The organism is Streptomyces cellostaticus (genome assembly GCF_001513965.1).
GTDB classification, from domain to species: Bacteria; Actinomycetota; Actinomycetes; order Streptomycetales; family Streptomycetaceae; genus Streptomyces; species Streptomyces cellostaticus.
On the sequence record NZ_KQ948016.1, the window covers coordinates 502,803 to 528,781 of the forward strand.

Genomic DNA, 25,979 nt, shown 5'->3' on the forward strand with positions numbered 1-25,979 from the left:
GCCGGGGCATCACCCATATGATCCTCGCTCATGGGAGATGCCCGAATTGCCGCGGACCAGGAAGCGAGCCCGGGGCGCCCGGGTGACAAGGTGCGGCCGGACGGCACAGCCCCTTCGCGAGCCGCCGCCTTCGCTGTCTGGTATCTGAGGGCCGTCGCCTTCGTCAACTTCCTCAGCGCGGTGTGGGTGTCGCTGGGCCAGGACGTGCGCCGGCACAACCAGGAGAACTTCTTCACGCCCTACCTGCTGACCGCCGGCTTCGCCTCGGGCGTGTTCACCGCGTTCCTCGCGATCACCATGCGGCGGCGCAAGCGGGCCGCGTGGATCCTGAACCTGGTGCTGAGCGGATCGTTCCTGGCCCTGTTCGCGTTCGCGATGGCGTTCCCGGAGATCCGGCAGTACGCGCAGAACTGGATCTCCCTGGTGCTGACGGCGGCCTTCGTCGGGGCCCTGCTGACCGGCCGGCGGGAGTTCTACGCCAAGGGCGACCGGTCCAATCCGCGGCTCGCCGCGACGGTCGCCGTCGGCGGCGGGCTGCTCGCCTCGCTGCTGGCCGGGGTCCTGGTGACGGTCACCAACCAGGCGCCGGACACGGCCCGTTCGACGTTCCTGGAGCGCTGGCACTACGGCACCCTGCGGCTGGTGTCGGTGGCCGCGGACGAGAACCACTTCCCGGGGATCGAGCCGCCCAACTGGGCCAACGTGGCTGTCAACGTGCTCAGCACGGTCCTCGTCCTCGCCGTCCTCTACGCCGCCTTCCGCTCCCGGCGGGCCGTCGACCCGCTCACCGAGGACGACGAGAAACGGCTGCGGATCCTGCTGGAGCGGCACGGCGAGCGGGACTCGCTCGGCTACTTCGCGCTGCGCCGGGAGAAGAGCGTGGTGTGGTCGCCGACCGGCAAGGCGGCCGTCGCCTATCGGGTGGTCGGCGGGGTGAGTCTCGCCTCCGGGGATCCGCTCGGGGATCCGGAGGCGTGGCCGGGAGCGATCGTGCCGTGGCTGGCCGAGGTGCGGGCGCACGGGTGGATCCCGGCGGTGATGGGGGCGAGCGAGGAAGCGGGGACGGTCTACGCCCGGCACGGTCTCGACGCGCTGGAACTCGGCGACGAGGCGATCGTGGAAGTGGCCGAGTTCACCCTGGAGGGACGGGCCATGCGGACCGTCCGGCAGGCCTACAACCGCGTGAAGCGGGCCGGGTACGAGGTGCGCATCCGGCGGCACGCGGACATTGCGGCGGACGAGATGGCATACCTGGTCGAGCGCGCGGACGACTGGCGGGACGGGGCGACCGAGCGCGGCTTCAGCATGGCGCTGGGCCGCCTCGGGGACCCCGAGGACGGGCAGTGCGTGATGCTGGAGTGCACGGACGCCGAGGGGAAGCTGCGCGCGCTGCTCTCCTTCGTGCCCTGGGGGCCGCACGGGCTGTCGCTGGACCTCATGCGCCGGGACCGGGATTCCGACAACGGGCTGATGGAGTTCATGGTCATCGAGCTGTTGCGCCGCGCCGGCGAGATCAAGATCACCCAGGTGTCACTCAACTTCGCCGTGTTCCGGTCGGTCTTCGAACGTGGCGCACGTCTCGGTGCCGGTCCGGTGCTGAGGCTGTGGCGGTCGCTGCTCAGCTTCTTCTCCCGCTGGTGGCAGATCGAGTCGCTGTACCGCGCCAACGCCAAGTACCGGCCCATCTGGGAGCCGCGGTTCCTGCTCTTCGAGAAGAGCGCGGACCTGCTGCGCATCGGCCTCGCCGCAGCCCGCGCGGAGGGCTTCCTGGAGGCGCCGGGACTGCCGAAGTGGCTGCACCGCAGGCACCTGGACACGCACCGATGAGGAACGCTTGATGAGAACGCTCTTCCGCTGGGCTCATGCCGAGTGGGGGCTGTTGTACGTCACCGTGCGCGAGCCCCTGCTCAAACGGCGCCTGCGGGCGGCTCCGATGGCGTTGTGGGCGGTGTGCCTGACCGCGCTCCTCCAGTACGTGCAGAACCGGCCATGGGGCTATCAGTTCGTGCAGAACGTGGGCGCCGTAAGGGCACAGGACCCGCTCGGGTTGGCCCTGCTGCGCACTCCCCTGTCGCTGTTCGTCCCGGCGCTCGACCTGCCGGTGTGGGGTGCGCTCGCGCAGATCCTGCTGGTGTTCGGGATCGCCGAGATCTGCCTGGGCTGGTGGCGGACGCTGACCATCGCCTACGTCGCCACGCTCGCCGGGACGCTGTACGCGCGGCTGGGCATCGCGCTCGGCCCGCACGCCCCGTTCGGCCTTCCGTGGACGGACGCGCAGGTCGTGGACACCGGTCCGTCCGCGGCCGTGGTGGGGCTCGCCGTGTTCGTGGCCTGGCGTTACGGCGCCTATGTGACGGCGGGTGCGGTGACCGCGGCCATGGTGGCCGAGGTACTCCTCAAGGAGAACCTCGCGGGCAAGGAGCACCTGGCCGCGCTGATGGCCGTGGGCACGCTGTGCCTACTGGCCGCGGTGCGGCACCGTTACGGGTACCGGCTCAGACGTCACCGGTGGCCGGGCAGCCGAACCGGCCCCGGGTCAGGCTTGCCACCGATCCAGTCCTGAAGACAGCGCCGGGCCCCGGCCCAGCAACGGTCACGGCAACAGACCCACAGGGCAACCTTGACGCGGGCGCGACGGCCATAGAAGCAACGAGCCAAAGAGAGCACCTCGCCGCGCAGATGACCACGGGGCAACTGAGACATCACCGGCGGCCGGGCAGCCGAACCGGCCCCGGGTCAGGCTTGCCACCGATCCAGTCCTGAAGACGGCGCCGGGGGCGGGCCCAGCGGCGGTCGTGGCGGTAGGCCCGCAGGGCGGCCTTGGTGCGGGCGCGACGGCCATACAAGCAACAAGCCAAAGAAAGCACCTCGCCGCGCAGATGACCACGGGGCAACTGAGACATCACCGGCGGCCGGACAGCCGAACCGAGCCCCGGTCGGGCTTGCCACCGATCCAGTCCTGAAGACGGCGCCAGAGCCCGGCCCAGCAACGAACATGGCAACAGGCCCACAGGGCAACCTTGACGCGGGCGCGACGGCCACAGAAGCAACAGGCCAAAGAAAGCACCTCGCCGCGCAGATGACCACGGGGCAGCCGAGACATCACCGGCGGCCGGACAGCCGAACCGAGCCCGAGTCGGGCTTGCCACCGATCCAGTCCTGAAGACGGCGCCGGGGGCGGGCCCAGCGGCGGTCGTGGCGGTAGGCCCGCAGGGCGGCCTTGGCGCGGGCGCGGGGGCGGCGGCCGTAGAAGCGGCGGGCCCAGAGGGAGCCGGGGCGGGCCAGGCGCACGGCGCCGACGAACGCGATCAGGGGCACGATCACGCCGAGGATCGCGAGGCGGGCCTTGCCCTTGCCCAGAGCGATCAGGGAGAAGAGGAAGTTCACTCCGATGTTGGCGATGACCGTGCCCCGGTCCTGGAGTTCCGCGGCGGACAGGTCGTTGACGCCGAACGGCGAGAACCCGGCCAGCAGCAGGCCGACCAGGGCGGCGGTGAGCACGACGGCCTCGACGCTCTTGCGGCCCTCCTCGCTCCAGTAGACGTCGTCCAGGTGCAGGATCAGCGCGAACTCGTCCAGGACCAGCCCCGCCCCCATGCCGAAGAGGACCGCGGCGACGGCCCCGCCGGCCCCGTGCCGGTCGCTGGCGACGGCACCGAAGCCGCCGACGATCGTCAGGACGACCCCGGGAACCACGTGGTGGATGTGCAGCCCGCCCGCCTTGACGTTGCCGAACGGCCCCTTGCCGGCCCGGATCAGCCGGGTGATGACCCGGGTGACGAGGAAGGTGACGACGAAGGCGGTCAGGGCCAGCAGCAGCGGAAGCTTGCCCGGCTCCAGGATGTTCCGCTCCCACCAGTGCCCCATGTGCGCACTTTATCCCCGGCCGCAGCGGGGGACCCCGAGGCGGCCCGGTACCCTGCGCCGGTGCTCAAGTCCTCCCCTCTCGACGGCCTTCGCTTCGCCTTCGGCACGCTCACCGTGCTGCCCGTCCGGGTGCACCGCTGGGATCGGGAGGCCGCACGCGGGGGCATGCTCAGCGCCTCGCTGGTCGGACTGGTCGTCGGCGGCTGTGCGGCCGGGCTCGGTCTGCTGCTGCTCTTCCTGGGCGCCGGTGCGCTGCTCGCCGCCGTCGCCTCGGTCGCCGTACCGGCGGCGCTGACCCGTGGGCTGCACCTCGACGGGCTCGCCGACACGGCGGACGGGCTGGGCAGCGGCAAGCCCGCCGAGGACGCGCTGCGGATCATGAAGCAGTCGGACATCGGGCCGTTCGGGGTGCTCACCCTCGTCCTGGTGCTGCTGGCCCAGGTCGCCGTGCTGGCGCAGCTCTACGGCGACTCCTGGACGCGGGGCGCTGCGGCGGCGGTGACCTCGGCGGTCGCGGCCCGGCTGGCGCTCACCCTGGCCGCGCGCACCGGGGTGCCGGCCGCCCGGCCGGAGGGGCTCGGGGCGGCGGTCGCCGGGGTGGTTCCGGTGCCGGGCGCGCTGGCCGTCGCCGCCGCCTGCACGATCGTCTCGGCCGCCTGGGGGACGCCCTTCGGCCCGCACGGCGGGCTCCGTGCTGCGGCCGCGGTGCTGCTGTCGCTCGCCGCCGCCGAACTCCTGCTGCGCCGCTGCACGCGCCGGTTCGGCGGGGTCACCGGGGACGTGTTCGGCGCCCTCGCGGAGACGGCGGCGACGACCGCGCTCGTGGTGCTGTCCCTGGGCCGTTAGGCTCTTCGTCAGTACACGGACAAGAAGTGTGATCGGGGGACATCCGTGCTGAAGCTGCGCCGTGCTGCGGCCTGGTTCATCGACTTCGCTCTGGTGGTGACGGCGGCCTGGCTGCTCGCCGTGTTCACCTTCCACCGGATCACGGCGCTCGTCACCGACGTGCCGGAACTGGCCACCCGTGGCGGCTTCGACCTGCTGACCTCGCGCGGTGACGTCGTCGGCGCCGGCGAGACGCTCGGTCTGTCCCTGTGGGACAAGGCGGTACTCGACGTGGAGGAGGCCTTCGGCGCGCTCGTCGTCGTCACGTTCCTCTACCAGTGGGCCTGTCTCGCGCTGCTCGGCCGCACGCTCGGCAAGGGCCTGCTGGGCCTGCGGGTCACCCCGCGCCGATCCCGGCACACCGTGCGCCGGGCCGTCGTCACCACCGCCGCCGACGTCGCCGTGTACGCCCTGGCCTGCGTGCTGCTGATCGAGGGCCACTTCGTGCTGTCGGTGGTGGTGTGGGCGGCCGCAGTGGTGTTGTTCCTGGTCAACGCGCTGCCCGTGCTCTCCCCCCGCGGCCGCTCCCTCGCCGACCGGCTGGCCGGCACCTCGGTCGAGGGGATCCTTCAGCGGGCGGAGCCCACACCGTGGGGCAGCGTGGCCCAGGGGTGAGAACCCGGGAAGCGGCCACGACGCCACGCACAGGTGTACGCCCGGAGGACTGAGCGAACGGGCACACGCGCGTAGTCTCGTTCCGGGTGTTCGCCGACAGGGTGAAGGCCCCGGTTGCCGCATACCCCCAGGCCTGGGCCTAGGGTCGGCTCTCGGGCCCGGTCGACCCACCCCTCATCGGCCACAGCAACTTCACATCGGAAGCGAGATTTCACCACCGTGACTGCTCTGACTCTCAGCACCGCCGCGGCGCCCGGCCTGCGGGCCGACGCGATCGTCGTCGGCGTCGCCAAGGGCGCCAAGGGCCCCGTCGTCGCGCCGGGCGCCGAGGCCGTGGACAAGGCGTACGACGGCAGGCTCGCCGGCGTCCTGGAGACCCTCGGCGCCTCGGGTGCCGAGGGCGAGCTGACGAAGCTGCCCGCCCCGGCCGGCTTCAAGGCACCGCTCGTGGTGGCGGTGGGCCTGGGCGCGGAGCCCGAGAAGGACGCCGGGTACGACGCCGAGGCGCTGCGCAGGGCCGCCGGCGTGGCCGCCCGGGCCCTCGCCGGGTCCAAGAAGGCCGCGTTCGCCCTGCCCGTCGACGGCCCCGGCGCCGTCGGCGCGATCGGTGAGGGCGTCCTGCTCGGCGCCTACACCTTCGACACGTACAAGGACGGCGCCAAGGACGCCAAGGCCAAGAACGGCAAGGCGCCGCTGGCCGAGGCCTCGCTGCTCGGCGGCAAGCCGCGGGACGCGGCCCACAAGGCCGCCGTGGCCCGGGCCGTCGCGGTCTCCGAGGAGCTGAACCGCTCCCGCGACCTGATCAACATGCCGCCGAACGACCTCACCCCGCAGGCATTCGCCGCCGTCACGCAGACCGCGGCCAAGGAGCACGGCCTCAAGGTGCAGGTGCTCGACGAGAAGGCCCTGGTCAAGGGCGGCTACGGCGGCATCATGGGCGTCGGCGGCGGCTCGGCGGCGACCCCTCGCCTGGTCAAGCTGTCGTACACACACCCGAAGGCCGGCAAGCACCTCGCGTTCGTCGGCAAGGGCATCACCTACGACTCGGGCGGCATCTCGCTGAAGCCGGCCGGTCACAACGAGACGATGAAGTGCGACATGAGCGGTGCCGCCGCCGTGTTCGCCGCGGTCGTCGCCGCCGCGCGCCTCGGCCTGGAGGTCAACGTCACCGGCTGGCTCGCGCTGGCCGAGAACATGCCGTCCGGCACCGCGGTGCGGCCGGGTGACGTGCTGCGCATGTACAGCGGCAAGACCGTCGAGGTGCTCAACACGGACGCCGAGGGCCGGCTGGTCCTCGCGGACGCGCTGTGGGCGGCCTCGCTGGAGAAGCCGGACGCGATCGTGGACGTCGCCACCCTGACCGGCGCGATGATGCTGGCGCTGGGCAGCCGGACGTTCGGGGTCATGGCCAACGACGAGGCGTTCCGCTCCGCGGTGCACGAGGCGGCCGAGGAGGTCGGCGAGCCGGCGTGGCCGATGCCGCTGCCGGAGCACCTGCGCAAGGGGATGGACTCGACCGTCGCCGACCTCGCGAACATGGGTGAGCGGATGGGCGGCGGGCTGGTCGCCGGTCTGTTCCTGCGCGAGTTCGTGGGCGAGGGGATCACCTGGGCGCACCTGGACATCGCCGGACCGGCCTTCAACGAGGGTGGTCCCTTCGGGTACACGCCGAAGGGTGGTACCGGGTCGGCTGTGCGGACGCTGGTGCGGCTGGCGGAACTCACCGCCGCGGGTGACCTGGGGTGATGGTCGTCTAGCAGCTCGCTCAATCCGTTGTAGGGCGGCTTGAAGGGGCGTGGAGGCTGGTCGCACAGTTCCCCGCGCCCCTCGGGCCGGCTGCCCCTGGGCCTTCAATTCAACGGGACGTGGGGTGTCTCACACCCCGGCCCGGCGTCTCGTACGCCTCGAACAAGTGCAAAGATGGAGCCCGGCAGGACAGGGCCCCCACCGAAGGGCCGAAGCATCAAGCGGCCGGACACCAGCCGCCTGCCGGTCATAGGAGACCGGTCTACGGCGCACATGCATGGAGGACGTGACGTGGCGAACGACGCCAGCACCGTTTTCGACCTAGTGATCCTCGGCGGTGGTAGCGGTGGTTACGCCGCGGCCCTGCGCGGGGCGCAGCTGGGCCTGGACGTCGCCCTGATCGAGAAGGACAAGGTCGGCGGCACCTGCCTGCACCGGGGTTGCATCCCCACCAAGGCCCTGCTGCACGCGGGCGAGGTTGCCGACCAGGCCCGTGAGAGCGAGCAGTTCGGCGTCAAGGCCACCTTCGAGGGCATCGACATCGCCGGGGTCCACAAGTACAAGGACGGTGTGATCTCCGGCCTGTACAAGGGCCTGCAGGGGCTCGTCGCCTCCCGCAAGGTGACCTACATCGAGGGTGAGGGCCGTCTGTCCTCCCCGACCTCCGTCGACGTCAACGGCCAGCGCATCCAGGGCCGCCACGTCCTGCTGGCGACCGGCTCCGTGCCGAAGTCGCTGCCGGGCCTGGAGATCGACGGCAACCGGATCATCTCCTCCGACCACGCCCTCGTCCTGGACCGCGTGCCGAAGTCCGCGATCATCCTGGGCGGCGGTGTCATCGGCGTCGAGTTCGCCTCGGCGTGGAAGTCCTTCGGCTCGGACGTCACGGTCGTCGAGGGCCTGAAGCACCTCGTCCCGGTCGAGGACGAGAACAGCTCGAAGCTTCTTGAGCGCGCGTTCCGCAAGCGCGGCATCAAGTTCAACCTGGGCACCTTCTTCCAGAAGGCCGAGTACACCCAGGACGGCGTCAAGGTCACTCTCGCCGACGGCAAGGAGTTCGAGGCCGAGGTCCTCCTCGTCGCCGTCGGCCGTGGCCCGGTCTCCCAGGGCCTGGGCTACGAGGAGCAGGGTGTCGCCATGGACCGTGGCTACGTCCTGGTCGACGAGTACATGCGGACCAACGTCCCGACCATCTCCGCCGTCGGTGACCTCGTCCCGACGCTCCAGCTCGCGCACGTCGGCTTCGCCGAAGGCATCCTGGTGGCGGAGCGCCTGGCCGGTCTGAAGACCGTCCCGATCGACTACGACGGTGTCCCGCGGGTGACGTACTGCCACCCGGAGGTCGCCTCCGTCGGTATCACCGAGGCCAAGGCCAAGGAGATCTACGGCGCGGACAAGGTCGTCGCTCTGAAGTACAACCTTGCGGGCAACGGAAAGAGCAAGATCCTGAACACCGCGGGCGAGATCAAGCTCGTCCAGGTGAAGGACGGTGCCGTGGTCGGCGTCCACATGGTCGGCGACCGCATGGGCGAGCAGGTCGGCGAGGCCCAGCTGATCTACAACTGGGAGGCGCTGCCGGCCGAGGTCGCCCAGCTCATCCACGCCCACCCGACGCAGAACGAGGCGCTCGGCGAGGCACACCTGGCGCTGGCCGGCAAGCCGCTGCACTCCCACGACTGAGCCTTCGGTCACGGGCGCGACGACACAGACTTCCGCAATTCGTAAGGAGCAACCGAAACCATGGCGGTTTCCGTAACCCTTCCGGCGCTCGGTGAGAGCGTCACCGAGGGCACTGTCACCCGCTGGCTGAAGGCCGAGGGCGAGCGCGTCGAGGCCGACGAGCCGCTGCTCGAGGTGTCGACCGACAAGGTCGACACCGAGATCCCCTCGCCCGCCGCCGGTGTGCTGGCCTCCATCAAGGTCGCCGAGGACGAGACCGTCGAGGTCGGCGCCGAGCTCGCCGTCATCGACGACGGCACGGGCGCGCCCGCTGCCGCTCCGGCCCCCGCGGCCGCCGAGGCTCCGGCCCCGGCCCCCGTCGCCGAGGCCCCCGCCGCCCCGGCCCCGGCCCCCGAGGCCCCTGCCGCCCCCGCCGCTCCGGCCGGTGGCGCCCAGGGCACCGACGTGGTGCTGCCCGCGCTCGGTGAGTCCGTCACCGAGGGCACCGTCACCCGCTGGCTGAAGTCGGTCGGCGACTCCGTCGAGGCCGACGAGCCGCTGCTCGAGGTCTCCACGGACAAGGTCGACACCGAGATCCCGGCGCCCGCCTCCGGCGTGCTGCTCGAGATCGTGGTGAACGAGGACGAGACCGCCGAGGTCGGCGCCAAGCTCGCCGTCATCGGCGCCGCCGGTGCCGCCCCGGCCGCCGCTCCGGCTCCGGCCGCCCCGGCTCCGGCGCCCGCCGCCGCTGCCCCGGCCGCTCCGGCTCCGGCCCCGGCCGCCCCCGTGGCTCCGCCGGCCCCGGCCCCTGCGCCCGCCGCTCCGGCGCCCGCGCCGGTCGCCGCTGCTCCGGCTCCGGCCGCCCCGGCTCCGGCCGCTCCCGCGCCCGCTGCCGCCCAGGCGACGGACGAGGGCGCGTACGTGACCCCGCTGGTGCGCAAGCTCGCCGCCGAGAACGGCGTCGACCTGGCCACCGTCAAGGGCACCGGCGTCGGCGGCCGTATCCGCAAGCAGGACGTCATCGCCGCCGCCGAGGCCGCGAAGGCCGCCGCCGCTGCTCCGGCTCCGGCCGCTGCCGCCGCCCCGGCCGCCAAGGCTCCGGCGCTGGAGACCTCCCCGCTGCGCGGCCAGACGGTCAAGATGACCCGCATCCGCAAGGTCATCGGCGACAACATGGTCAAGGCGCTGCACGAGCAGGCCCAGCTGTCGTCGGTCGTCGAGGTCGACGTCACCCGCCTGATGAAGCTGCGTGCCAAGGCGAAGGACTCCTTCGCGGCCCGTGAGGGCGTCAAGCTCTCCCCGATGCCGTTCTTCGTCAAGGCCGCGGCCCAGGCGCTGAAGGCCCACCCGGTCATCAACGCCCGGATCAACGAGGCCGAGGGCACGATCACCTACTTCGACACCGAGAACATCGGTATCGCGGTGGACTCGGAGAAGGGCCTGATGACCCCGGTCATCAAGGGTGCAGGCGACCTCAACATCGCCGGTATCTCCAAGGCCACGGCCGACCTGGCGGGCAAGGTCCGCGCCAACAAGATCACCCCGGACGAGCTGTCCGGCGCGACCTTCACCATCTCCAACACCGGTTCGCGCGGCGCGCTGTTCGACACGATCATCGTGCCGCCGAACCAGGTCGCGATCCTCGGCATCGGTGCCACGGTCAAGCGTCCGGCCGTCATCGAGACCGAGGAGGGCACGGTCATCGGCGTCCGCGACATGACCTACCTGACCCTCTCCTACGACCACCGCCTGGTCGACGGCGCCGACGCGGCCCGTTACCTGACGGCGGTCAAGGCGATCCTGGAGGCGGGCGAGTTCGAGGTCGAGCTCGGCCTCTGACGGGGTTGAGGATCTCAACGAAGTAGAGCTCGGCCTGTAATCGCCGATCAGCTGCAGCACATTGGTGCCCTTGCCCGGAAGTTCGGGGCAAGGGCACCACCCTTTTGGGGGCGCGGGGAACTGCGCGACAGGCCACACACGACCCGCAGCCGCCCAGCGACAGACCGGACCGAGCCCTCAGGCGCCATAAGCACCGTGTAAGCCTCGTCTCACCTGCACAAAAGCACCCCGCGCACCCTCCCTGAAGCGCCGCACGGCCGTATTGTCTAAACGTCAGCCCTCCCTGAAGGAGCCCTCATGACCGCGCCCGTCGTCCACTCGCTGCGCGAGCAGATCCGCGAGCACATCGTGGAGGGAATCGTCAGCGGGCGCTGGCAGCCGGGCGAGCGCATCGTGGAGCGGCGGATCGCCACCGAGCTGGAGGTCAGCCAGACCCCGGTACGCGAGGCACTGCGCGAGCTGGAGTCACTGCGCCTGATCGAGTCGGCCCCGAACAAGGGCGTACGCGTACGGAATCTGACCGCGGCCGACCTGGAGGAGAGCTACCCCGTCCGAGCCGGCCTGGAAGCCATCGCGGCGGAGCTGGCGGCAGAACGCCTCGCAGAGGACTGCTCGGCCCTGGAGCCGCACGTCCTCGCCCTGTACGAGGCCGACCGCAAGGCGGACGGCACCGCCCAGGTCCGCCACACGGTGGGCTTCCACCGCGAGCTGGTCCGCGCCGCGGACAACTCGGTGCTGCTGCACACCTGGGAGGGCCTGGGCATCGAGGTCTTCACCGCGCTGTCCATCCGCTGGCTGGGCACGGTCCAGCAGTCGTACGCGGAGGAGCACGAGGAGCTGGTGCAGGCGTTCAAGCGCCGGGATCCGCGCATCGCCGAGCTGGTGAAGGCCCACGTCCTGGGCTGCGCCCCGAGGGCTTGATTCACCCGAGCACACCGTCGCTCACCTGCGAAAACCCTGCCCGGACACGGCACCCGGTGCCCATTTCAAAGGCACCCGGTGCCTACTTTCTCGTAATCGAGAAGTTTTCCCCCTCAACCCTTTGATCGATCATCGATCAGGGAGTTACAGTCGCCGACGGACTTCCACCGAAGTCCGCCTGCCCTGTCCTGCCAAAGACCAAGGGCACCCCCGAACCCTTACCGATGAGGGAACCCCCTTCGACTGAGGAAGGCGGCGACATGACCGACCCCAACGCCATCCAGCCGAGCGCGCTCGACCAGCTCCCCGACCGCGACCCGGAGGAGACCGCCGAATGGCAGGCCTCCCTCGACGCCGTCGCCAGGGAGGCCGGGCCGCACCGCGCCGCGTACCTGATGCGGCGCACGCTGGAGCGTGCCGAGGCGGGCGGCATCGCGCTGCCGAAGCTCCTCGAGACCGACTACGTCAACACCATCCCCACCTCCGCCGAGCCGGGCGTGCCCGGCGACGAGGAGATGGAGCGCCGGATCACCGCCTGGAACCGCTGGAACGCGGCCGCCATGGTGACCCGCGGCTCGAAGTACGGCGTCGGCGGCCACATCGCCACCTTCGCCTCCGCGGCCTGGCTGTACGAGACCGGCTTCAACCACTTCTTCAAGGGCAAGGAATCCCAGGAAGCGGCGGGCTCCGGCGACCAGCTGTACATCCAGGGCCACGCCTCCCCCGGCATCTACGCCCGCGCCTTCCTCGACGGGCGTCTGGACGAGCACCACCTGGACCACTTCCGCCAGGAGTCCGGCGGCAACGGCCTGCCGTCCTACCCGCACCCGCGCCGGCTGCCCTGGCTGTGGGAGTTCCCGACGGTGTCGATGGGCCTCGGCCCGCTCTCCGCGATCTACCAGGCGCGCTTCAACCGCTACCTGACCAACCGCGGCATCAAGGACGTCTCCGCCTCGCACGTGTGGGCGTTCCTCGGCGACGGCGAGATGGACGAGCCGGAGTCGACGGCGGCCCTCGCGCTCGCTGCCCGTGAGGAGCTGGACAACCTCACCTTCGTCATCAACTGCAACCTGCAGCGCCTCGACGGCCCGGTCCGCGCCAACTTCAAGATCGTGCAGGAGCTGGAGGCCCAGTTCCGCGGCGCCGGCTGGAACGTCGTCAAGACGCTGTGGGGCTCGGCCTGGGACGAGCTGTTCCAGCTCGACACCACCGGCGCGCTCGTACGCCGCCTGCGCCAGGTACCGGACGCGCAGATCCAGACGTACCAGACCCGCGACGCCGCCTACATCCGCCAGGACTTCTTCGGCGCCGACCCGGCGCTGGTGGAGATGGCGAAGCTGCTGAGCGACGACAAGATCCTCGAGGTCTTCCACCTCTCGCGCGGTGGTCACGAGGCCCGCAAGGTCTACGCCGCGTACAAGGCCGCCGTCGAGCACAAGGGCGCGCCGACCGTGATCCTGGCCCAGACGGTCAAGGGCCACACCCTCGGCGAGGGCTTCGCGTCGAAGAACGCCAACCACCAGATGAAGAAGCTGACGGTGGACGAGTTCAAGGCGATGCGGGACCTGCTGGAGCTGCCGATCAAGGACAGCGACTTCGTCGACGGCGTGGTGCCCTACGGCCACCCGGGCGCCGACTCCCCCGAGGTCCGCTACCTCCAGGAGCGCCGCGCTGCCCTCGGCGGCCCGGCCCCGGCCCGCCGTACGCACGCGCTGGCCCCGCTGCCCGCGCCCGCCGAGAAGGCCTTCGCCTCCTTCGACAAGGGCTCCGGCTCGCAGAACGTGGCCACCACCATGGCCTTCGTCCGCCTCATCAAGGACCTGGTCCGCGACAAGGAGACGGGCAAGCGCTGGGTGCCGATCGTCCCCGACGAGGCGCGCACCTTCGGCATGGAGTCGCTCTTCCCGTCCCTCGGGATCTACTCCCCCAAGGGCCAGACGTACGAGCCGGTCGACCGCGACCAGCTGATGTACTACAAGGAGGCCAAGAACGGCCAGATCCTCAACGAGGGGATCACCGAGGCCGGTTCGATGGCCGACTTCATCGCCGCGTCGACCGCGTACGCGACGCACGGCGAGGCGATGATCCCCTTCTACATCTTCTACTCGATGTTCGGCTGGCAGCGCACGGCCGACCAGATGTGGCAGCTCGGCGACCAGCTCGGCCGCGGCTTCCTCGTCGGCGCGACGGCGGGCCGTACGACCCTGACGGGCGAGGGCCTGCAGCACGCCGACGGCCACTCGCCGGTGATCGCGGCGACGAACCCGGCGGCGCTGACGTACGACCCCGCCTTCGCCTACGAGATCGCGGTCATCGTCCGTGAGGGTCTGCGCCGGATGTACGGCGAGGCCAAGCCGGGCGAGGACCAGAACGTCTTCTACTACCTGACGGTCTACAACGAGCCGCTGCCGCAGCCGGCCAAGCCGGCCGGGCTCGGCATCGACGAGGGCGTCGTCAAGGGCCTGTACCGCTTCAACACCGCGGAGTCCGCGGGCGTGACCGCCCCGGCCAACGCCCCGCGCATCCAGCTGCTGGGCTCCGGTACGGCGATCCACTGGGCGCTGGAGGCACAGCAGCTGCTCGCCGAGGAGTGGGGCGTGGCCGCCGACGTGTGGTCCGCGACCTCCTGGTCGGAGCTGCGCCGTGACGCGATGGAGGCCGACGCGGCCCTGCTGCGCGGCGAGGAGCGCGTGCCGTACGTCCGCCAGGCGCTCCAGGGCGCCGAGGGCCCGGTCCTGGCCGTCTCCGACTACATGCGCCAGGTCCCGGACCAGATCGCGCAGTGGGTCGAGCAGGACTACTCCTCGCTGGGCGCCGACGGCTTCGGCCTCTCCGACACCCGCGAGGCGGCCCGCCGCCACTTCGGCGTCGACGCCCGGTCGATCGTCGTCGCGGCCCTGGCCCAGCTCGCCAAGCGCGGCGAGGTCAAGGCGACGGCGGTGAAGGAGGCCCGGGAGAAGTACGGGCTGTAATCACCGAGGTCCTGTGAAGGGGTACGGCTGCTGCCCGTACCCCTTCCTGGTCTTCCTGGTCTTCCTGGTCTTCCTGGTCTTCCTGGTCTTCCTGGTCTTCCTGGTCTTCCTGGTCTTCCTGGTCTTCCTGGTCTTCCTGGTCTTCCTGGTCTTCCTGGTCTTCCTTGTCAATGGCTCCCGGCATCATGAAGGGCATGCGCGCCGCACGTCTCATCAAGATGGTGCTCCTTCTCCAGTCCCGGCCCTCCATGACCGCGGCCGAGCTGGCACGGGAGCTGGAGGTGTCGGAGCGGACGGTCACGAGGGACGCACAGGCGCTGTCGGAGGCGGGGGTGCCGGTGTATGCCGACCGGGGCCGGGCCGGCGGGTACCGGCTGGTCGGGCGGTACCGCACGCGACTGACGGGGCTGGCGCGGAGCGAGGCCGAGGCGCTGTTCCTGAGCGGGGTGCCGGGGGCGCTGCGGGAGATGGGTCTGGAGGATGCCGCCTCAGCGGCCCGGCTGAAGGTCTCCGCCGCGCTGCTGCCGTCTCTGCGGGACGCCCCGGACAGCGCCGCCCAGCGGTTCCATCTGGACGCGCCCGCGTGGTTCCGGGAGCCGGAGACGCCCGCGCTGCTGCCCGTGATCGCCGAGGCGGTGTGGGACGACCGGCGGATCGGCGCCGTCTACCGGCGCGGGGACACGGCTGTCGAGCGGGAGCTGGAGCCGTACGGGCTCGTGCTGAAGGCGGGGGTCTGGTACCTGTGCGCGCGGGTGGCCGACGGCGGCTCCTTCCGGACCTACCGGATCGACCGGTTCGGTGCCGTCGACGCCCGCGACGAGCGCTTCAGCCGTGACCCGGGATTCGACCTGCCCGGCCACTGGGCCGGGCAGGCCGAGCGGTTCGCCCGGTCGATCCTGCACGCCGAGGCCGTCGTACGGCTGTCCCCGGACGGCGTGCGCAGGCTGCCGTACGCCGTCGACCCGCTCTCCGCGCGCGAGGCGCTCACCAGCGCGGGCGAGCCGGATGCCGAGGGGTGGGTGACGGTGACCGTGCCGGTGGAGTCGGAGGAGGTCGCGCACACCCAGCTGACGGCGCTCGGCCCGGAGGCCGAGGTGCTGGCGCCGCAGAGCCTGCGGGAGCGGTTCGCGGCGGACGCGGCCGGGCTCGCCGCGCGGTACGGGCGCAAGGACGTCTCATAACGATCCGCCACACTCCACGTGCGCCCTACCCGCTCAGGCCCGATGCTGGTGCCGTGATGGAAGAGTCGGAGTTCTGGGAGCTGATCAACGCCGCCCGCGAGGCCGCCGAGGGCGACCCCGAGGAGCAGGCCGACCTGCTCGTGGAGCGGCTGCTCCAGCTGGACCCGGAGACGGTCCTGGACTTCGCCCGTCATTTCGAGTCCCGCTACAACCGCGCCTACCGCTGGGACCTGTGGGGCGCCGCCTGGGTGCTGCTGGACGGGGCCAGCGACGACGCGTTCGACTTCTTCCGGTGCTGGCTGATCGGCCAGGGCCGGGAGGTCTTCGAGGGCGCCGTGCACGCCCCGGACTCGATGGCGGAGCTGCTGGACGAATTCGACGAGGAGATCGACGGCGACGGCGAGGAGCTGGGCTACGCCGCGGACGAGGCGTACGAGCAGCTCACCGGTACCGTCGCCCCGGACCTGGGTATTGCGCCCGCGCCCGCAGAACCGGAGGGGACGCCGGTCGACTTCGAGAACGAGGCGGTCCTCGCCGGGCTTTATCCCAAACTTTGGGAGCGTTTCAAGGGCTGATTCCGCCGCCAAATTCGACCGAAAACGTTCCATCGGGCCCACCGAATGGCCCTCTTCCCGGCCTGAGCTGCGGATTCACCCGCGCCCTCGGTATCTCCCGTCCCACAGGACACACCGTCAGAAACCGTGCGCCAGGCGCGTGTTCCACGCCTTCCGTGCGCCGGGGGTAGGCTGAGCCCATTCCGCAGGGCGGCCAGGTAGCAGGACGCCCCGAGCAGGGTGCCAGCGGCAGTCTGCCAGGTGGCAACCTGCCGGTGGCGGCTCGAAGTCATCCTCGAAAAGAATCGGGACCGCGAGGAGATGACATCGAAAGATCCGGCTCTGGAACGGCGCAGGGTGCGTCTCGCCCTGCGCAACTACCGCAATGACGCGCGCATCAGCCAGCCCGAGGTGGCCGAGCGCCTGTCCTGGTCACCGTCCAAGGTCATCCGCATCGAGGGCGGCTCCGTAGGGGTGTCCGTGACCGACCTGCGCGCCCTCCTCGATCTCTACGGCGTGGTGGACGAAAGGATCCGCCGCGATCTGGAGCAGGCCACCCGGGAGAGCCGGCGGCCGCCCTGGTGGAGCGCGTTCCGGGAGGTGGTGAGCCCGCAGTTCGCCGCGTACCTCGGCCTGGAGAGCGCGGCGGGCGAACTGTCCGCCTACGACCCGGCACTCGTCCCCGGCCTGCTGCAGACCGAGGGCTACACCCGCGCGCTGCTGGCGGACGGCCAGCGCCCGGCCGCCAGGACCGACGCGATCGTCCGACTGCGGGCCGAGCGGCAGCGGCGGCTGCTCCGGGAGGCGGCCGAGCCACGGCTCAGGTTCCTGGTCGACGAGGCGGCGCTGCGCCGCTGGGTCGGCGGGCCGGACACCATGCGCGAGCAGCTGGAGCGGCTGAAGTCCGCGGCCCGCATCCCGCATGTGGAGCTGAGTGTCGTGCCCTTCACGCTGGGCGCGCACCCGGTGCTGCGCAACGGCTCGATCGCGCTGACGTTCCGGGGCGGCGACGACGTGCTCTTCGTCGAGGGCCCGAGCGGCGCGCTGACGATCCGCGACGACCAGGAGGCCGTCGACGAGTACCTGGCCAGGTTCGAGGAGTCGCGCGGGAAAGCCGTGTCCGGCGACGAGGCCATCGGCTTCATCGACGAGGTGCTGGCCCAGTACCCGTCCTAGCAGTTCCACCGCACTGGAGACAGTCGGGCAGAGATCGGAGAGGGCCCGTGGCGGGTGTCTTCACCTGGATAGGGCAGTGGCGGCGGGCAGGTAATGGCGCCGGCCCCGGCACACCTGTGCCGGAAACCGCGGGTGAGCCGTCGGAGCCGGCCGGCGAGGAGATACCGGGCGGGGCAGCCGACGAGGACCAGCTGCCCGAACCCGCCGGCGCGGAGCCGATACAGCCGACCGCGATCATCCCGGGCGGCGGGAACGGCCTCCTCTCGCCCAGGGAAGCACTCCCCGAGCGGCCCCCGACCGACAACGACGTGCGGATCTTCTTCCTGTACGCGGTCCTCGGCTCGGACGAAGGCCAGAAGCGGGCCGTCAGGCTCGCGCGTGGCCTCGCCGCCATCGCTCTGGCCGTGGGCACGGCCACGACGCTCGTCACCCTCGCTGTCCACGCCTTGGTGCACACGTTCGCCCCGGGGTCCACCCCGTCCATGGGCACCCTGGGATGGAGCGTGGGCGGATTCACGGGCGTCGCCGGGCTCTTCTGGGGCCGTCAGCGCATCCGCACGTGGCTCCGCAACCGTCGGCAGAGCTCCGCTACTCCTCCGCCCGGAACCGATGAGGAAGGCGGCGGGCAGCAGCCGTAGTACCCCGGTCGAGCAGCACGCCCGCGAGGGCCGCCGTCACCGCGCCCGACACCCCCCACACCCACGGCCGCAGTTCCGGTGTCACCGCCAGGGAGAGCAGGACGCCCACCAGCGTCGCCGTACCCCCCGAGAGCACGAAGCCGATGACGAGCAGGACGACCAGAGGCAAGAGCGCTCTGCCCCGCGGCCGGTCCGCGTTCCCGGCGGGAAGCGGCGTCTTCGCGGATTCCCCCATCTCGCCCCCAGGCGGCTTAATTGGACTCTGGTGGTGATGCGGATGTCTTGTCACTGCTGGGCCCAATCGAAGCACAGCCACCCCCTGTCCCTGTCCTCGCCCCGGTCCCATGGCCGGAAGTCGCCCCTCACGCCGGCCCTTCCAGGGTTCTACCGCATAACGCACGCAGGAACCCCTCCCAGGCCGAAGCCTGGAAGGCGATGACATGCCCGTCCGGACGATGCGACGCGCGCACCCGAACTCCCCCGTCCGTCAGGGCGACTTCCACGCACTCGTACGGGTCGCATGCACTGCTTTTGCGCCAGCCGAGTGCGAGCAGGTCACCGTCGCCCACCCCTGACTCCCCCTCACCCACGGTCGGCGACCGCGCGGCCGGAGGCTGCTTCGTGCCTGGAAACCCCCGTATTTCCCGCTTTCGCCGGTCCGCACGCACCGTACCGCACACGCGCGGAGCCCCGCAGGATGACGGCGGGAGTGGCCAGTGCGCGGCACAACCCGACCGCCGGTCACTCACTCCTGCCTCGCTTTTGCCCTGAAAAGGTTAGGCTCTCCGAAGCGTTGCGCCAAGTTGCAAACAAGCCCGATTGCCTTGTCACACAAGGGACTTGGCGCTCTCGTGTTCCGGCGCGTGCAGCGGCGGCGCGGCGTTGGCCCGGTCGAGGGCCGAGGCGGTGGCGGCGGCCGGACCGACCACGACCGCCGCGACGACACAGATCACGGTCCAGGGTCCGCGCACCGCCCGGGCCCACGCGGAGCCCGCCGGCGCGGACCGCCGCGCCTGCCCGTCCTGCCGCTGTGTACGACCGCTCATCGTTGCCCCGCCTCCCGTCGGCGCGCCCCTGCGTGAGCGCGTGCCTCGACGGTAGGGCGGCGGGCTCAGGGGGTCCGGTGAGCCGCCTGTGGCGTTCCTGTGGGCGTGCCGCCCGCCGTCGTACGGCCCTGCAGCCGGGCCGCTCTCTGCCGGATCTCCGGAAGCCGGGCGGTCAGGGCGGCGCCGGGGCAGGTGGTCATGTAGCCGTCGGTGTGGCCGGCCACGACGGGCAGCGTGGCGGTGGTCCCGGCCCGGTAGCGGCTCCGGTCGTTGCTGGAGACCAGGCGGGTGCGGGCGCGCGGGTCGACGTCGGCGAGGCCGAGTTTCCAGGCGGCGAGGGCGGCGATCGCGTCGGTCATGGCCTGCGGGACGGGAACGCCCGCGGTGAAGGTGCCGAGGGCGGCGATACCGGTGGTGCGGTGGTTGAAGCCCTGGGCGTGGGCGCCGGTGACGGGCCGGTCGACACCTCCGGCACGGCCCTCGTAGATGGTGCCGCAGCGGTCGACGAGGAAGTTGTAGCCGATGTCGTCCCAGCCGCGGATGCCGGTCTGGCCGCTGTACAGGTGCCGGATGATGCGGGGTGCGTCGGCGCAGTCGTAGCGGTTGGGCGAGTCGGTGTGGTGGACGAAGACGGCGACCACCTTGTCGTCGTAGCGCGGGGGCGGCCGGCGGTGCCGGGCGGTGGCGCGGTCCAGCCAGGCGGAGCGGGGCACGATGTGCGGCCGGGCGGCGCGGTGGGCCGTCGCGGGCCGGGCCTCGGCGGGGTCGGCGAGGTGGATCATCGTGGGGCGCTCGACGCCGCGGGCGCACAGCGCCAGCGCGAGGACGGCGCTCAGGCCGGGCAGACACCCGAGCAGCACCAGCACGCTGCCGGGAAGGGGAGCGCCCCGCCGCCCTTCCCGCGGCGTTCTTCGGAAGACACGCATGGATCCACTGTCGGGCTGGTCTTCCGGGCCCGCGATGTGTGCTGTGCCACCCGGTGGAACCATCGTCCTGGTCCAGGACGTTTCTGGGGGTATACGCACACGTGGCCGGTTCGCCGTCCCGGTGGCCTTCACGCGCGCGTGACTGATCAACGGGCCCGTCCCGCCCGTATCAGAAGGGGTCCGAGAGAAAGGCGGCTCCGTGGACCTGCTCGACCTGGTGCTTGTGCTGGTGGTCCTCGTCTACGCGGCGTCCGGTTACCGGCGCGGGCTGGTGGCCGGATGTCTGTCGCTGGCCGGGTTCGTGGGCGGCGCGGTCGTCGGTGTGTGGGTGCTGCCGTGGGTGACCGGCCTGGTGGCGCGCGGGTCGGCGGCGGCGACCGTGCTGGCGGTGGTGACGGTGCTGATGCCGGGGATGGTGGGGCACGAGCTGGCGGGCCGGCTGGCCCTGCGGCTGCGGCGGGAGCTGGACCGGGAGGGCCGGGGTCCGCTGCGGGTGGCGGACGGGATAGGGGGTGCTGCGGCCAACTCGGTCGCCGTGCTGATCGTGGCCTGGGTCGCGGCGAGTGTGCTGGCCGCTTCCTCGTCGCAGACCCTGACGACGGCGATACGGAACTCGGCGTTGCTGGGTGCGGTGCAGCAGACGATGCCGGGCACGACCCCCGTGTGGTTCTCCCGGGCCACCTCCGCGCTGACCGAGGCGGGCTTCCCGCAGGTCTTCAACCCGTTCGAGAACGAGTCGACGGCCCAGGTGGCCAGACCCACCGGCGACAGTGTCACGCCCGCGGCGGCGAACGCGGCCAGGCGGAGCACGGTGAAGATCGAGGGCGCGACCGGCACCGAGGGCCGGGAGGGCAGCGGCTTCGTGTACTCCCCGCAGCATGTGATGACGAACGCGCACGTGGTGGCGGGCATCGGGCATCCGAGCGTGCGGGTGGGCGGGGCCGGGCGGTCGTACGAGGCCCGGGTGGTGCTCTTCGACCCCGACCGGGATGTGGCGGTGCTGTACGTGCCCGAGCTGCGTGCCCCGGTGCTGCGGTTCGACCGGAGCGCGGTGCGCGGCGACCCGGCGGTGGTCGCGGGCTATCCGCAGGACGGGAGCCTGGACCTGCAGGCGGCGACGGTGGCGAACCGGGTGCGGGCGACCGGCCAGAACATCTACAACAACCGTACGGTCACCCGGGAGATCTACTCGATCCGCTCGACGGTCCGGCCGGGCAACTCCGGCGGCCCGCTGCTGACCACCGACGGCCGGGTGTTCGGCGTGGTCTTCGCCCGCTCCACCTCGGACGCCGAGACGGGGTACGTCCTGACGGCGGCCGAGGTGGCGGGCGACGCGGGGCGCGCGGACACGGCGACGACGCCGGTGGACACGGGCCCGCTGGTCACGTCGTAGCGCTCAGGCGGCGCTCACAGGGAGCGGCCCATGAACACGTCGTCGGCGTACTTTCCCCGGAGCAGGAACTCCTCGGGCAGCACGCCCTCGACCACGAACCCCTCGGACTCGTAGAGCCGGCGGGCCGGGGTGTTGTGCCCGAGCACGCGCAGGGTGATGCGGCGCGCGCCGCGCGCCCGCGCCTGTTCGACGGCGGCCCGGATCAGCGCGCGGCCGACGCCCTTGCCGCGGGCGTCGTCGTGGACGGCGAGTCCCTGGATCTGCCGTACGTGCGCGTTCGCGGCGAGCGGGGTCGGGAAGCCGAGGAGGACGTAGCCGACGACGCGCCCGCCGAGCTCGGCGACCAGCGTGTCCTCGGGGGTGTGCCGGTCACCGAAGAAGGGGTCGTACGGCGGCTGCGGCTCGGGTACGACCGCGTGCAGCGTGGACCAGGTGGCCTTGTCGAGGAGGGTCAGCTCCTGGTCGTCCTCGGGCAGGGCGATGCGTATGTACGGCTCCGGCATGACGGCCACCCTATGACGGCGGATGACGCCGACCCACGGGAATTTACGCTGATCCTGCGGGCCGGAGGCGCATGCTGGGATCATGGAACTTTCAAGAATCGCCGTGGCCGGAGCGTCCGGTCTGATCGGCAGCGCCCTGGTGCGGTCCCTGACCGCCGACGGGCACGAGGTGGTGCGCCTGGTCCGCCGTGCGCCCCGGGACGGGAGCGAGGTCCGCTGGGACCCGGCGCGGCAGCAGGTGGACGCGGGCGGGCTGGCCGGCTGCGACGTGGTGGTCAACCTCGCGGGGGCGGGGATCGGCGACCGGCGCTGGACGCCGGAGTACAAGCGCCTGATCCGGGACAGCCGGGTGCTGGGCACGGCGGCGCTGGCCGAGGCGGTGGCCTCGCTGGACACCCCGCCGCGGGTGTTCGTGAACGGCAGCGCGATGGGCATCTACGGCGACACCGGCGACCGGGCCGTGGACGAGGACGCGCCGCCGGGGGACGGTTTCCTGCCGTCTCTGTGCGTGGAGTGGGAGGAGGCGGCGGCGCCCGTGCAGGAGGCGGGCGTGCGGACGGTGTTCCTGCGCACGGGACTGGTGGTCGCGCGCGGCGGCGGGGCCTGGGGGCGGCTGTTCCCGCTGTTCAGGGCGGGGCTCGGGGGGCGCATGGGCGACGGGCGGCAGTACTGGTCGTACATCGCGCTGCACGACGAGGTCGCCGCGATCCGGCATCTCATCGACCACGACACGCTGTCCGGGCCGTTCAACCTGACCGCGCCGCAGCCGCTGACGAACCGTGAGGTCACCCGGGCGATGGGGCGGGTGCTGCACCGGCCGACGCTGTTCGCGGTGCCGGCTCCCGTGCTGCGGACGGTGCTGGGCGAGATGGCCGGGGAGGTGCTGGGCAGCCTGCGGGTGGTGCCGAAGCGGCTGCTGGAGTCGGGGTTCACCTTTGCGTTCCCGGGCATCGAGGACGCGATCCGCGCTGCCTGACCTGACTTCGGGAATCTCCTGAGACCTCCTGCGATCTCTTGTGACCGTATGCGACCGCCGTGCGACCGTGCCCTGTTGATGCGCGACTGTTCCTGACCGATCGCGGCCCTAACCTCGACCCGAACTCGGGTATTCCCGGAGCCAGTTGGGGGCATCACGTCTCCACCGGCCGCGCAACCACAGGAGGGGCCTCGTGCTTGAGCCCGCGTACCAGGTGGACGTCGTCATCGTGGGAGCCGGCATAGCCGGACTCTCGGCGGCCCATCGGCTCACCAGCGCAGGAGTAACGACCGCAGTCCTGGAGGCCGCCCCTTACGCGGGCGGCCGTATGTCGACCGAGAAGGTCGACGGCTTCCGGCTCGACCGCATCGGACAACTGCTGTCCACGTCCTATCCCGAACTCCGGCTCACCCCGGGGCTCGGCTCGCTCGCCCTGCGCCGCTTCGCGCCGGGCGTCCTGCTGCACCGCGACGGACGCACGCACCGGGCGGGTGCACCGGCGGCCGGAGGGAGCGCAAGGGGCGCACTCCATGTGGTGCGCGCCCTGGCAAGCGCCCCCAGGGGTTCGGCGGCCACGCCGGGCCGGGCCGGTGCGCCGCTGGGCGGCGCGGTCGACCAGGCACGGCTCGGCACCGCCCTGGGCCGCATCGCCGCCACCCCCGTCGAACGCCTGCTGTCCCGGCCCGAACTGCCCGCCGCGCAGGCGCTCGCGGCCCGTGGGGTGCCCGCCCGGACGATCGACGGCTTCCTGCGTCCGCTGCTCGCCGCGCTGCTGTGCGACCCGGAGCTGACCACGTCCAGCCGGTGCGCCGACCTGGCGCTGCACTCCTTCGCGAGCGGGCGGCTGTGCGTGCCGGAGGGCGGCGCGGAGGTGCTGCCGGAGCAGCTGGCCCGCGCGCTGCCGGCCGGCACCGTGCACACCGGGGTGCGGGTCACCTCCGTGTCCACGACCTCGGTGACCACGGCCGAGCACGGTGAGATCCGCTGCCGTGCGGTGCTGCTGGCGACCGACGCGCGGGCCGCGGCCGAACTGCTGCCGGGCCTCAGGGTGCCGGACTTCCACCCGGTGACGGTCGTCCACCACACCACGGACGACCCGACGGCGGTCTTCGCGACGGGCACGTCACTGCTGCTGGACGCCGACCGCGGTGGGCCGGTCGCACACACGGCGGTGCTCAGCACCGTGGACCCGAGCCGCGCGCCGGCCGGCCGGGTCCTGATCTCCTCGACGGTCCTGGGCACCCCGCCCGACGGAATCGACACCGCCGTCCGCATCCACCTCTCCCGGCTCTACGGCACCTCGACGCGCCGCTGGGAGACGCTGGCGGTGCATCACACACCGGAAGCGGTACCGGCGATGCGCCCACCGCACGATCTGCGCCGCCCGGTACGCCTGCTGGCGGGCCTGTACGTCTGCGGCGACCACCGCGACACCAGCACGGTCCAGGGAGCCCTGCACTCGGCCCACCGCGCCACCACGGCGATCCTGTCCGACCTGGGCGCAGCAGGCTCGGTGAACAGGGCGGACCCGGCCCCGACGATGCCGCGCGCCGCGTAGACCGACGGGCCCCCGCTCAGCCCAGTGCCGCAACCTTGTCCCGGTACCCCCTCACCGGTGCCGCGTCCTTGTACGGCTCCAGACGCCGTTCGAAGTCCTTGACGTACTCGATCGCGCGAGCGGACCGCATCTCCGCCGCCTGGCCGGCGGCCTCCGCGGCCAGCGTGCAGGCCTGGTCGAGTTCGCCGAGGCCGAGCCGGGCGGTGGCGAGGACGACCCGGCAGAAGAGGCGGCTGCGGGCGTAGGAGGGGGCGCGGAGCTGGAGGGAGCGTTCCGCGTGCTGTGCGGCGGCCCGGAACTGCTGCAGGTCACGGTGGCAGTGCCCGAACTCGTCGGCGAGCTGCGCCTCGTCGAAGAACCGGGCCCAGTACGGCACCTCGTCCCCGGGCCGGGCCGCCTCCAGGGCGCGCTCGGCCCGCACCAGCGCCCCGGTGCACGCCCTCACCTCCCCGAGCACCCCGTGCGCGCGGGCCTCGGAGGCGTGCAGCAGCGCCTGCACGACCGGCGGCGCGCCGGTGCCCACCCCCTGCTGCGCCACCCGGGCCAGCTGCACCGCCTCCCTGCCGTGCCCGAGGTAGACGGCCTGACGGCTCATGGTGACCAGCACGTAGGAGCCGTAGGCCCGGTCCCCGGCCGCCTGGGCGAGCCGCAGGGCCTGCACGAAGTACCGCTGGGCGAGTCCGTGCGCGGCGATGTCGTACGAGGTCCAGCCCGCGAGCCGGGTGAGGTCGGAGGCCGCCGCGAACAGCCGGCGGCCGGTCTGCTCGTCGTAGACGCCGCGCAGCATCGGCTCGCACTCGTGCTCCAGATAGCGCACCAGGGCCTGCCGTGCGTGGCCGCCGCCGTACGCGTCGTCGAGGGTGCGGAACAGCTCGCCGACCGAGCGCAGCGCGGCGATGTCGCCGCCGGTGACCTTGTGGCCGGGGGCGCGGGCGGCGTGTCCGCGGGGCCGGTGCGGAGCCGGTACGGCTTCCGGCCGGTCCTTGAGGGCGGGGCGGCCCTGGGCGGGCACCCGGGCCACCGGCTCACGGGCCACCCGGTCGTCGGCCTTGCCGATCAGCCAGTCCCGGCTGGGCACGACGAGCCCCGCCGGAGTGAAGGCGATCTTGCGCAGCTCGGCGTGGCTGCCGGAGTCCTTGCGCCACAGCCCGCTGACGATGTCGACGGCCTCCTCCGGGGTGGCCGCGAACTCCAGGCCGGCGTACACCGGGGCGCAGGCGTCCAGGCCGAGATCCTGGGCCGTGAGGCGGCGCCCGAGCCGGCGGGTGAAGACCTCGGCGATCAGCGCGGGCGTCGTACCGCGGGGCTGCTGGCCGCGCAGCCACCGGGTGACCGATGTCTTGTCGTATCTGAGGTCCAGCCCGTGCTCCAGACCGAGCTGGTCGACGCGACGGGCCAGACCCGCGTTGGAGAACCCCGCCTCTGCGATGAGCGCGGCGAGCTGGCGGTTGGGGGTGCGCTGCGCGGGTCGGTCCGTCATCTGTGGTGCGGTCTCCTGCCTTCCGGGCTTCTGAAGTGCCGGGA

Annotated in this window: 24 protein-coding genes; 16 read left to right on the forward strand and 8 right to left on the reverse strand. The window is 72.0% G+C overall.

Annotated elements, in window-relative coordinates:
* Nucleotides 1-30 precede the first annotated feature (30 nt).
* The gene (locus AQI88_RS05890; RefSeq protein WP_079057408.1) at nucleotides 31-1,827 is read left to right on the forward strand and encodes a phosphatidylglycerol lysyltransferase domain-containing protein; all 1,797 of its coding nucleotides are present in this window, start codon (nucleotides 31-33) and stop codon (nucleotides 1,825-1,827) included.
* A gap of 10 nt (nucleotides 1,828-1,837) precedes the next feature.
* On the forward strand, nucleotides 1,838-2,563 hold the full coding sequence (locus AQI88_RS46985; protein ID WP_066992928.1) for a hypothetical protein: 726 nt from the start codon (nucleotides 1,838-1,840) through the stop codon (nucleotides 2,561-2,563).
* 539 nt (nucleotides 2,564-3,102) lie between these two features.
* On the opposite strand, the gene AQI88_RS05900 is transcribed toward AQI88_RS46985, so the two are convergent.
* Entirely contained in the window at nucleotides 3,103-3,867 is a 765-nt protein-coding gene (locus AQI88_RS05900; RefSeq protein ID WP_066992936.1) for a hypothetical protein, read from the reverse strand.
* A gap of 60 nt (nucleotides 3,868-3,927) precedes the next feature.
* Between AQI88_RS05900 and AQI88_RS05905 the strand changes: the two genes are divergently transcribed.
* The 7 genes from AQI88_RS05905 (at nucleotide 3,928) to aceE (ending at nucleotide 14,504) form a co-directional block, all read left to right on the forward strand.
* A complete protein-coding gene (locus AQI88_RS05905; protein WP_066992943.1) occupies nucleotides 3,928-4,713 on the forward strand; it encodes an adenosylcobinamide-GDP ribazoletransferase in 786 nt (261 codons plus the stop codon).
* 45 nt (nucleotides 4,714-4,758) lie between these two features.
* Nucleotides 4,759-5,367 carry an RDD family protein gene (locus AQI88_RS05910; RefSeq protein WP_066992946.1) on the forward strand — a complete coding sequence of 203 codons (609 nt, stop codon included), beginning with the start codon at nucleotides 4,759-4,761 and terminating at the stop codon, nucleotides 5,365-5,367.
* A gap of 219 nt (nucleotides 5,368-5,586) precedes the next feature.
* A complete protein-coding gene (locus AQI88_RS05915; RefSeq protein ID WP_066992949.1) occupies nucleotides 5,587-7,113 on the forward strand; it encodes a leucyl aminopeptidase in 1,527 nt (508 codons plus the stop codon).
* A 291-nt stretch (nucleotides 7,114-7,404) separates the two neighbouring features.
* A complete protein-coding gene (lpdA, locus tag AQI88_RS05920) occupies nucleotides 7,405-8,793 on the forward strand; it encodes a dihydrolipoyl dehydrogenase (RefSeq protein WP_066992952.1) in 1,389 nt (462 codons plus the stop codon).
* A gap of 60 nt (nucleotides 8,794-8,853) precedes the next feature.
* The gene (gene sucB / locus AQI88_RS05925) at nucleotides 8,854-10,611 is read left to right on the forward strand and encodes a 2-oxoglutarate dehydrogenase, E2 component, dihydrolipoamide succinyltransferase (protein ID WP_066992955.1); all 1,758 of its coding nucleotides are present in this window, start codon (nucleotides 8,854-8,856) and stop codon (nucleotides 10,609-10,611) included.
* A 297-nt stretch (nucleotides 10,612-10,908) separates the two neighbouring features.
* On the forward strand, nucleotides 10,909-11,532 hold the full coding sequence (locus AQI88_RS05930) for a GntR family transcriptional regulator (protein WP_066992958.1): 624 nt from the start codon (nucleotides 10,909-10,911) through the stop codon (nucleotides 11,530-11,532).
* Nucleotides 11,533-11,792: 260 nt separating this feature from the next.
* On the forward strand, nucleotides 11,793-14,504 hold the full coding sequence (aceE, locus tag AQI88_RS05935) for a pyruvate dehydrogenase (acetyl-transferring), homodimeric type (RefSeq protein ID WP_066992960.1): 2,712 nt from the start codon (nucleotides 11,793-11,795) through the stop codon (nucleotides 14,502-14,504).
* Here the strand turns inward: aceE and AQI88_RS47455 are convergent.
* Complete coding sequence (locus AQI88_RS47455) at nucleotides 14,458-14,718, reverse strand: hypothetical protein (RefSeq protein WP_244184049.1); 261 nt, start codon at nucleotides 14,716-14,718, stop codon at nucleotides 14,458-14,460. The genes aceE and AQI88_RS47455 overlap by 47 nt on opposite strands.
* Here AQI88_RS47455 and AQI88_RS05940 point away from each other — a divergent pair.
* From AQI88_RS05940 to AQI88_RS05955, 4 genes are all read left to right on the forward strand, one after another.
* Nucleotides 14,699-15,685, forward strand: a complete 987-nt coding sequence (locus tag AQI88_RS05940) for a helix-turn-helix transcriptional regulator (RefSeq protein WP_066992964.1) — start codon at nucleotides 14,699-14,701, stop codon at nucleotides 15,683-15,685. The genes AQI88_RS47455 and AQI88_RS05940 overlap by 20 nt on opposite strands.
* Before the next feature lie 56 nt (nucleotides 15,686-15,741).
* Nucleotides 15,742-16,260: a DUF4240 domain-containing protein gene (locus AQI88_RS05945; RefSeq protein ID WP_066992966.1), complete on the forward strand. Its 519-nt coding sequence runs from the start codon at nucleotides 15,742-15,744 to the stop codon at nucleotides 16,258-16,260.
* Nucleotides 16,261-16,560: 300 nt separating this feature from the next.
* Complete coding sequence (locus AQI88_RS05950; protein WP_066993717.1) at nucleotides 16,561-17,415, forward strand: helix-turn-helix domain-containing protein; 855 nt, start codon at nucleotides 16,561-16,563, stop codon at nucleotides 17,413-17,415.
* Nucleotides 17,416-17,531: 116 nt separating this feature from the next.
* The gene (locus AQI88_RS05955) at nucleotides 17,532-18,053 is read left to right on the forward strand and encodes a hypothetical protein (RefSeq protein WP_066992969.1); all 522 of its coding nucleotides are present in this window, start codon (nucleotides 17,532-17,534) and stop codon (nucleotides 18,051-18,053) included.
* Here the strand turns inward: AQI88_RS05955 and AQI88_RS45765 are convergent.
* The 4 genes from AQI88_RS45765 to AQI88_RS05965 all read right to left on the reverse strand — a co-directional run bounded on the left by AQI88_RS45765 (nucleotide 18,004) and on the right by AQI88_RS05965 (nucleotide 20,025).
* Nucleotides 18,004-18,288 carry a hypothetical protein gene (locus tag AQI88_RS45765; RefSeq protein ID WP_159050299.1) on the reverse strand — a complete coding sequence of 95 codons (285 nt, stop codon included), beginning with the start codon at nucleotides 18,286-18,288 and terminating at the stop codon, nucleotides 18,004-18,006. The two genes, AQI88_RS05955 and AQI88_RS45765, sit on opposite strands and share 50 nt — an antisense overlap.
* A gap of 127 nt (nucleotides 18,289-18,415) precedes the next feature.
* On the reverse strand, nucleotides 18,416-18,802 hold the full coding sequence (locus tag AQI88_RS48750; protein WP_341849515.1) for a DUF397 domain-containing protein: 387 nt from the start codon (nucleotides 18,800-18,802) through the stop codon (nucleotides 18,416-18,418).
* 78 nt (nucleotides 18,803-18,880) lie between these two features.
* Nucleotides 18,881-19,099, reverse strand: a complete 219-nt coding sequence (locus AQI88_RS05960) for a hypothetical protein (RefSeq protein ID WP_066992972.1) — start codon at nucleotides 19,097-19,099, stop codon at nucleotides 18,881-18,883.
* Nucleotides 19,100-19,164: 65 nt separating this feature from the next.
* A complete protein-coding gene (locus AQI88_RS05965) occupies nucleotides 19,165-20,025 on the reverse strand; it encodes a peptidoglycan recognition protein family protein (protein ID WP_066992974.1) in 861 nt (286 codons plus the stop codon).
* Between the two features lie 199 nt (nucleotides 20,026-20,224).
* Between AQI88_RS05965 and AQI88_RS05970 the strand changes: the two genes are divergently transcribed.
* On the forward strand, nucleotides 20,225-21,418 hold the full coding sequence (locus tag AQI88_RS05970) for a MarP family serine protease (protein ID WP_066992975.1): 1,194 nt from the start codon (nucleotides 20,225-20,227) through the stop codon (nucleotides 21,416-21,418).
* Nucleotides 21,419-21,432: 14 nt separating this feature from the next.
* Here AQI88_RS05970 and AQI88_RS05975 read toward each other — a convergent pair whose 3' ends face one another.
* Nucleotides 21,433-21,921: a GNAT family N-acetyltransferase gene (locus AQI88_RS05975; RefSeq protein ID WP_066992981.1), complete on the reverse strand. Its 489-nt coding sequence runs from the start codon at nucleotides 21,919-21,921 to the stop codon at nucleotides 21,433-21,435.
* 82 nt (nucleotides 21,922-22,003) lie between these two features.
* On the opposite strand from AQI88_RS05975, the gene AQI88_RS05980 reads away from it, so the two are divergent.
* Together AQI88_RS05980 and AQI88_RS05985 are read left to right on the forward strand one after the other, a co-directional pair.
* Nucleotides 22,004-22,897 (forward strand): TIGR01777 family oxidoreductase, encoded by an 894-nt coding sequence (locus tag AQI88_RS05980; protein WP_066992983.1) that lies wholly within the window; start codon nucleotides 22,004-22,006, stop codon nucleotides 22,895-22,897.
* 193 nt (nucleotides 22,898-23,090) lie between these two features.
* Complete coding sequence (locus AQI88_RS05985) at nucleotides 23,091-24,455, forward strand: NAD(P)/FAD-dependent oxidoreductase (RefSeq protein ID WP_066992984.1); 1,365 nt, start codon at nucleotides 23,091-23,093, stop codon at nucleotides 24,453-24,455.
* A 16-nt stretch (nucleotides 24,456-24,471) separates the two neighbouring features.
* On the opposite strand, the gene AQI88_RS05990 is transcribed toward AQI88_RS05985, so the two are convergent.
* Complete coding sequence (locus AQI88_RS05990) at nucleotides 24,472-25,935, reverse strand: NsdA family TPR-like regulatory protein (protein ID WP_066992987.1); 1,464 nt, start codon at nucleotides 25,933-25,935, stop codon at nucleotides 24,472-24,474.
* Nucleotides 25,936-25,979: the final 44 nt, after the last annotated feature.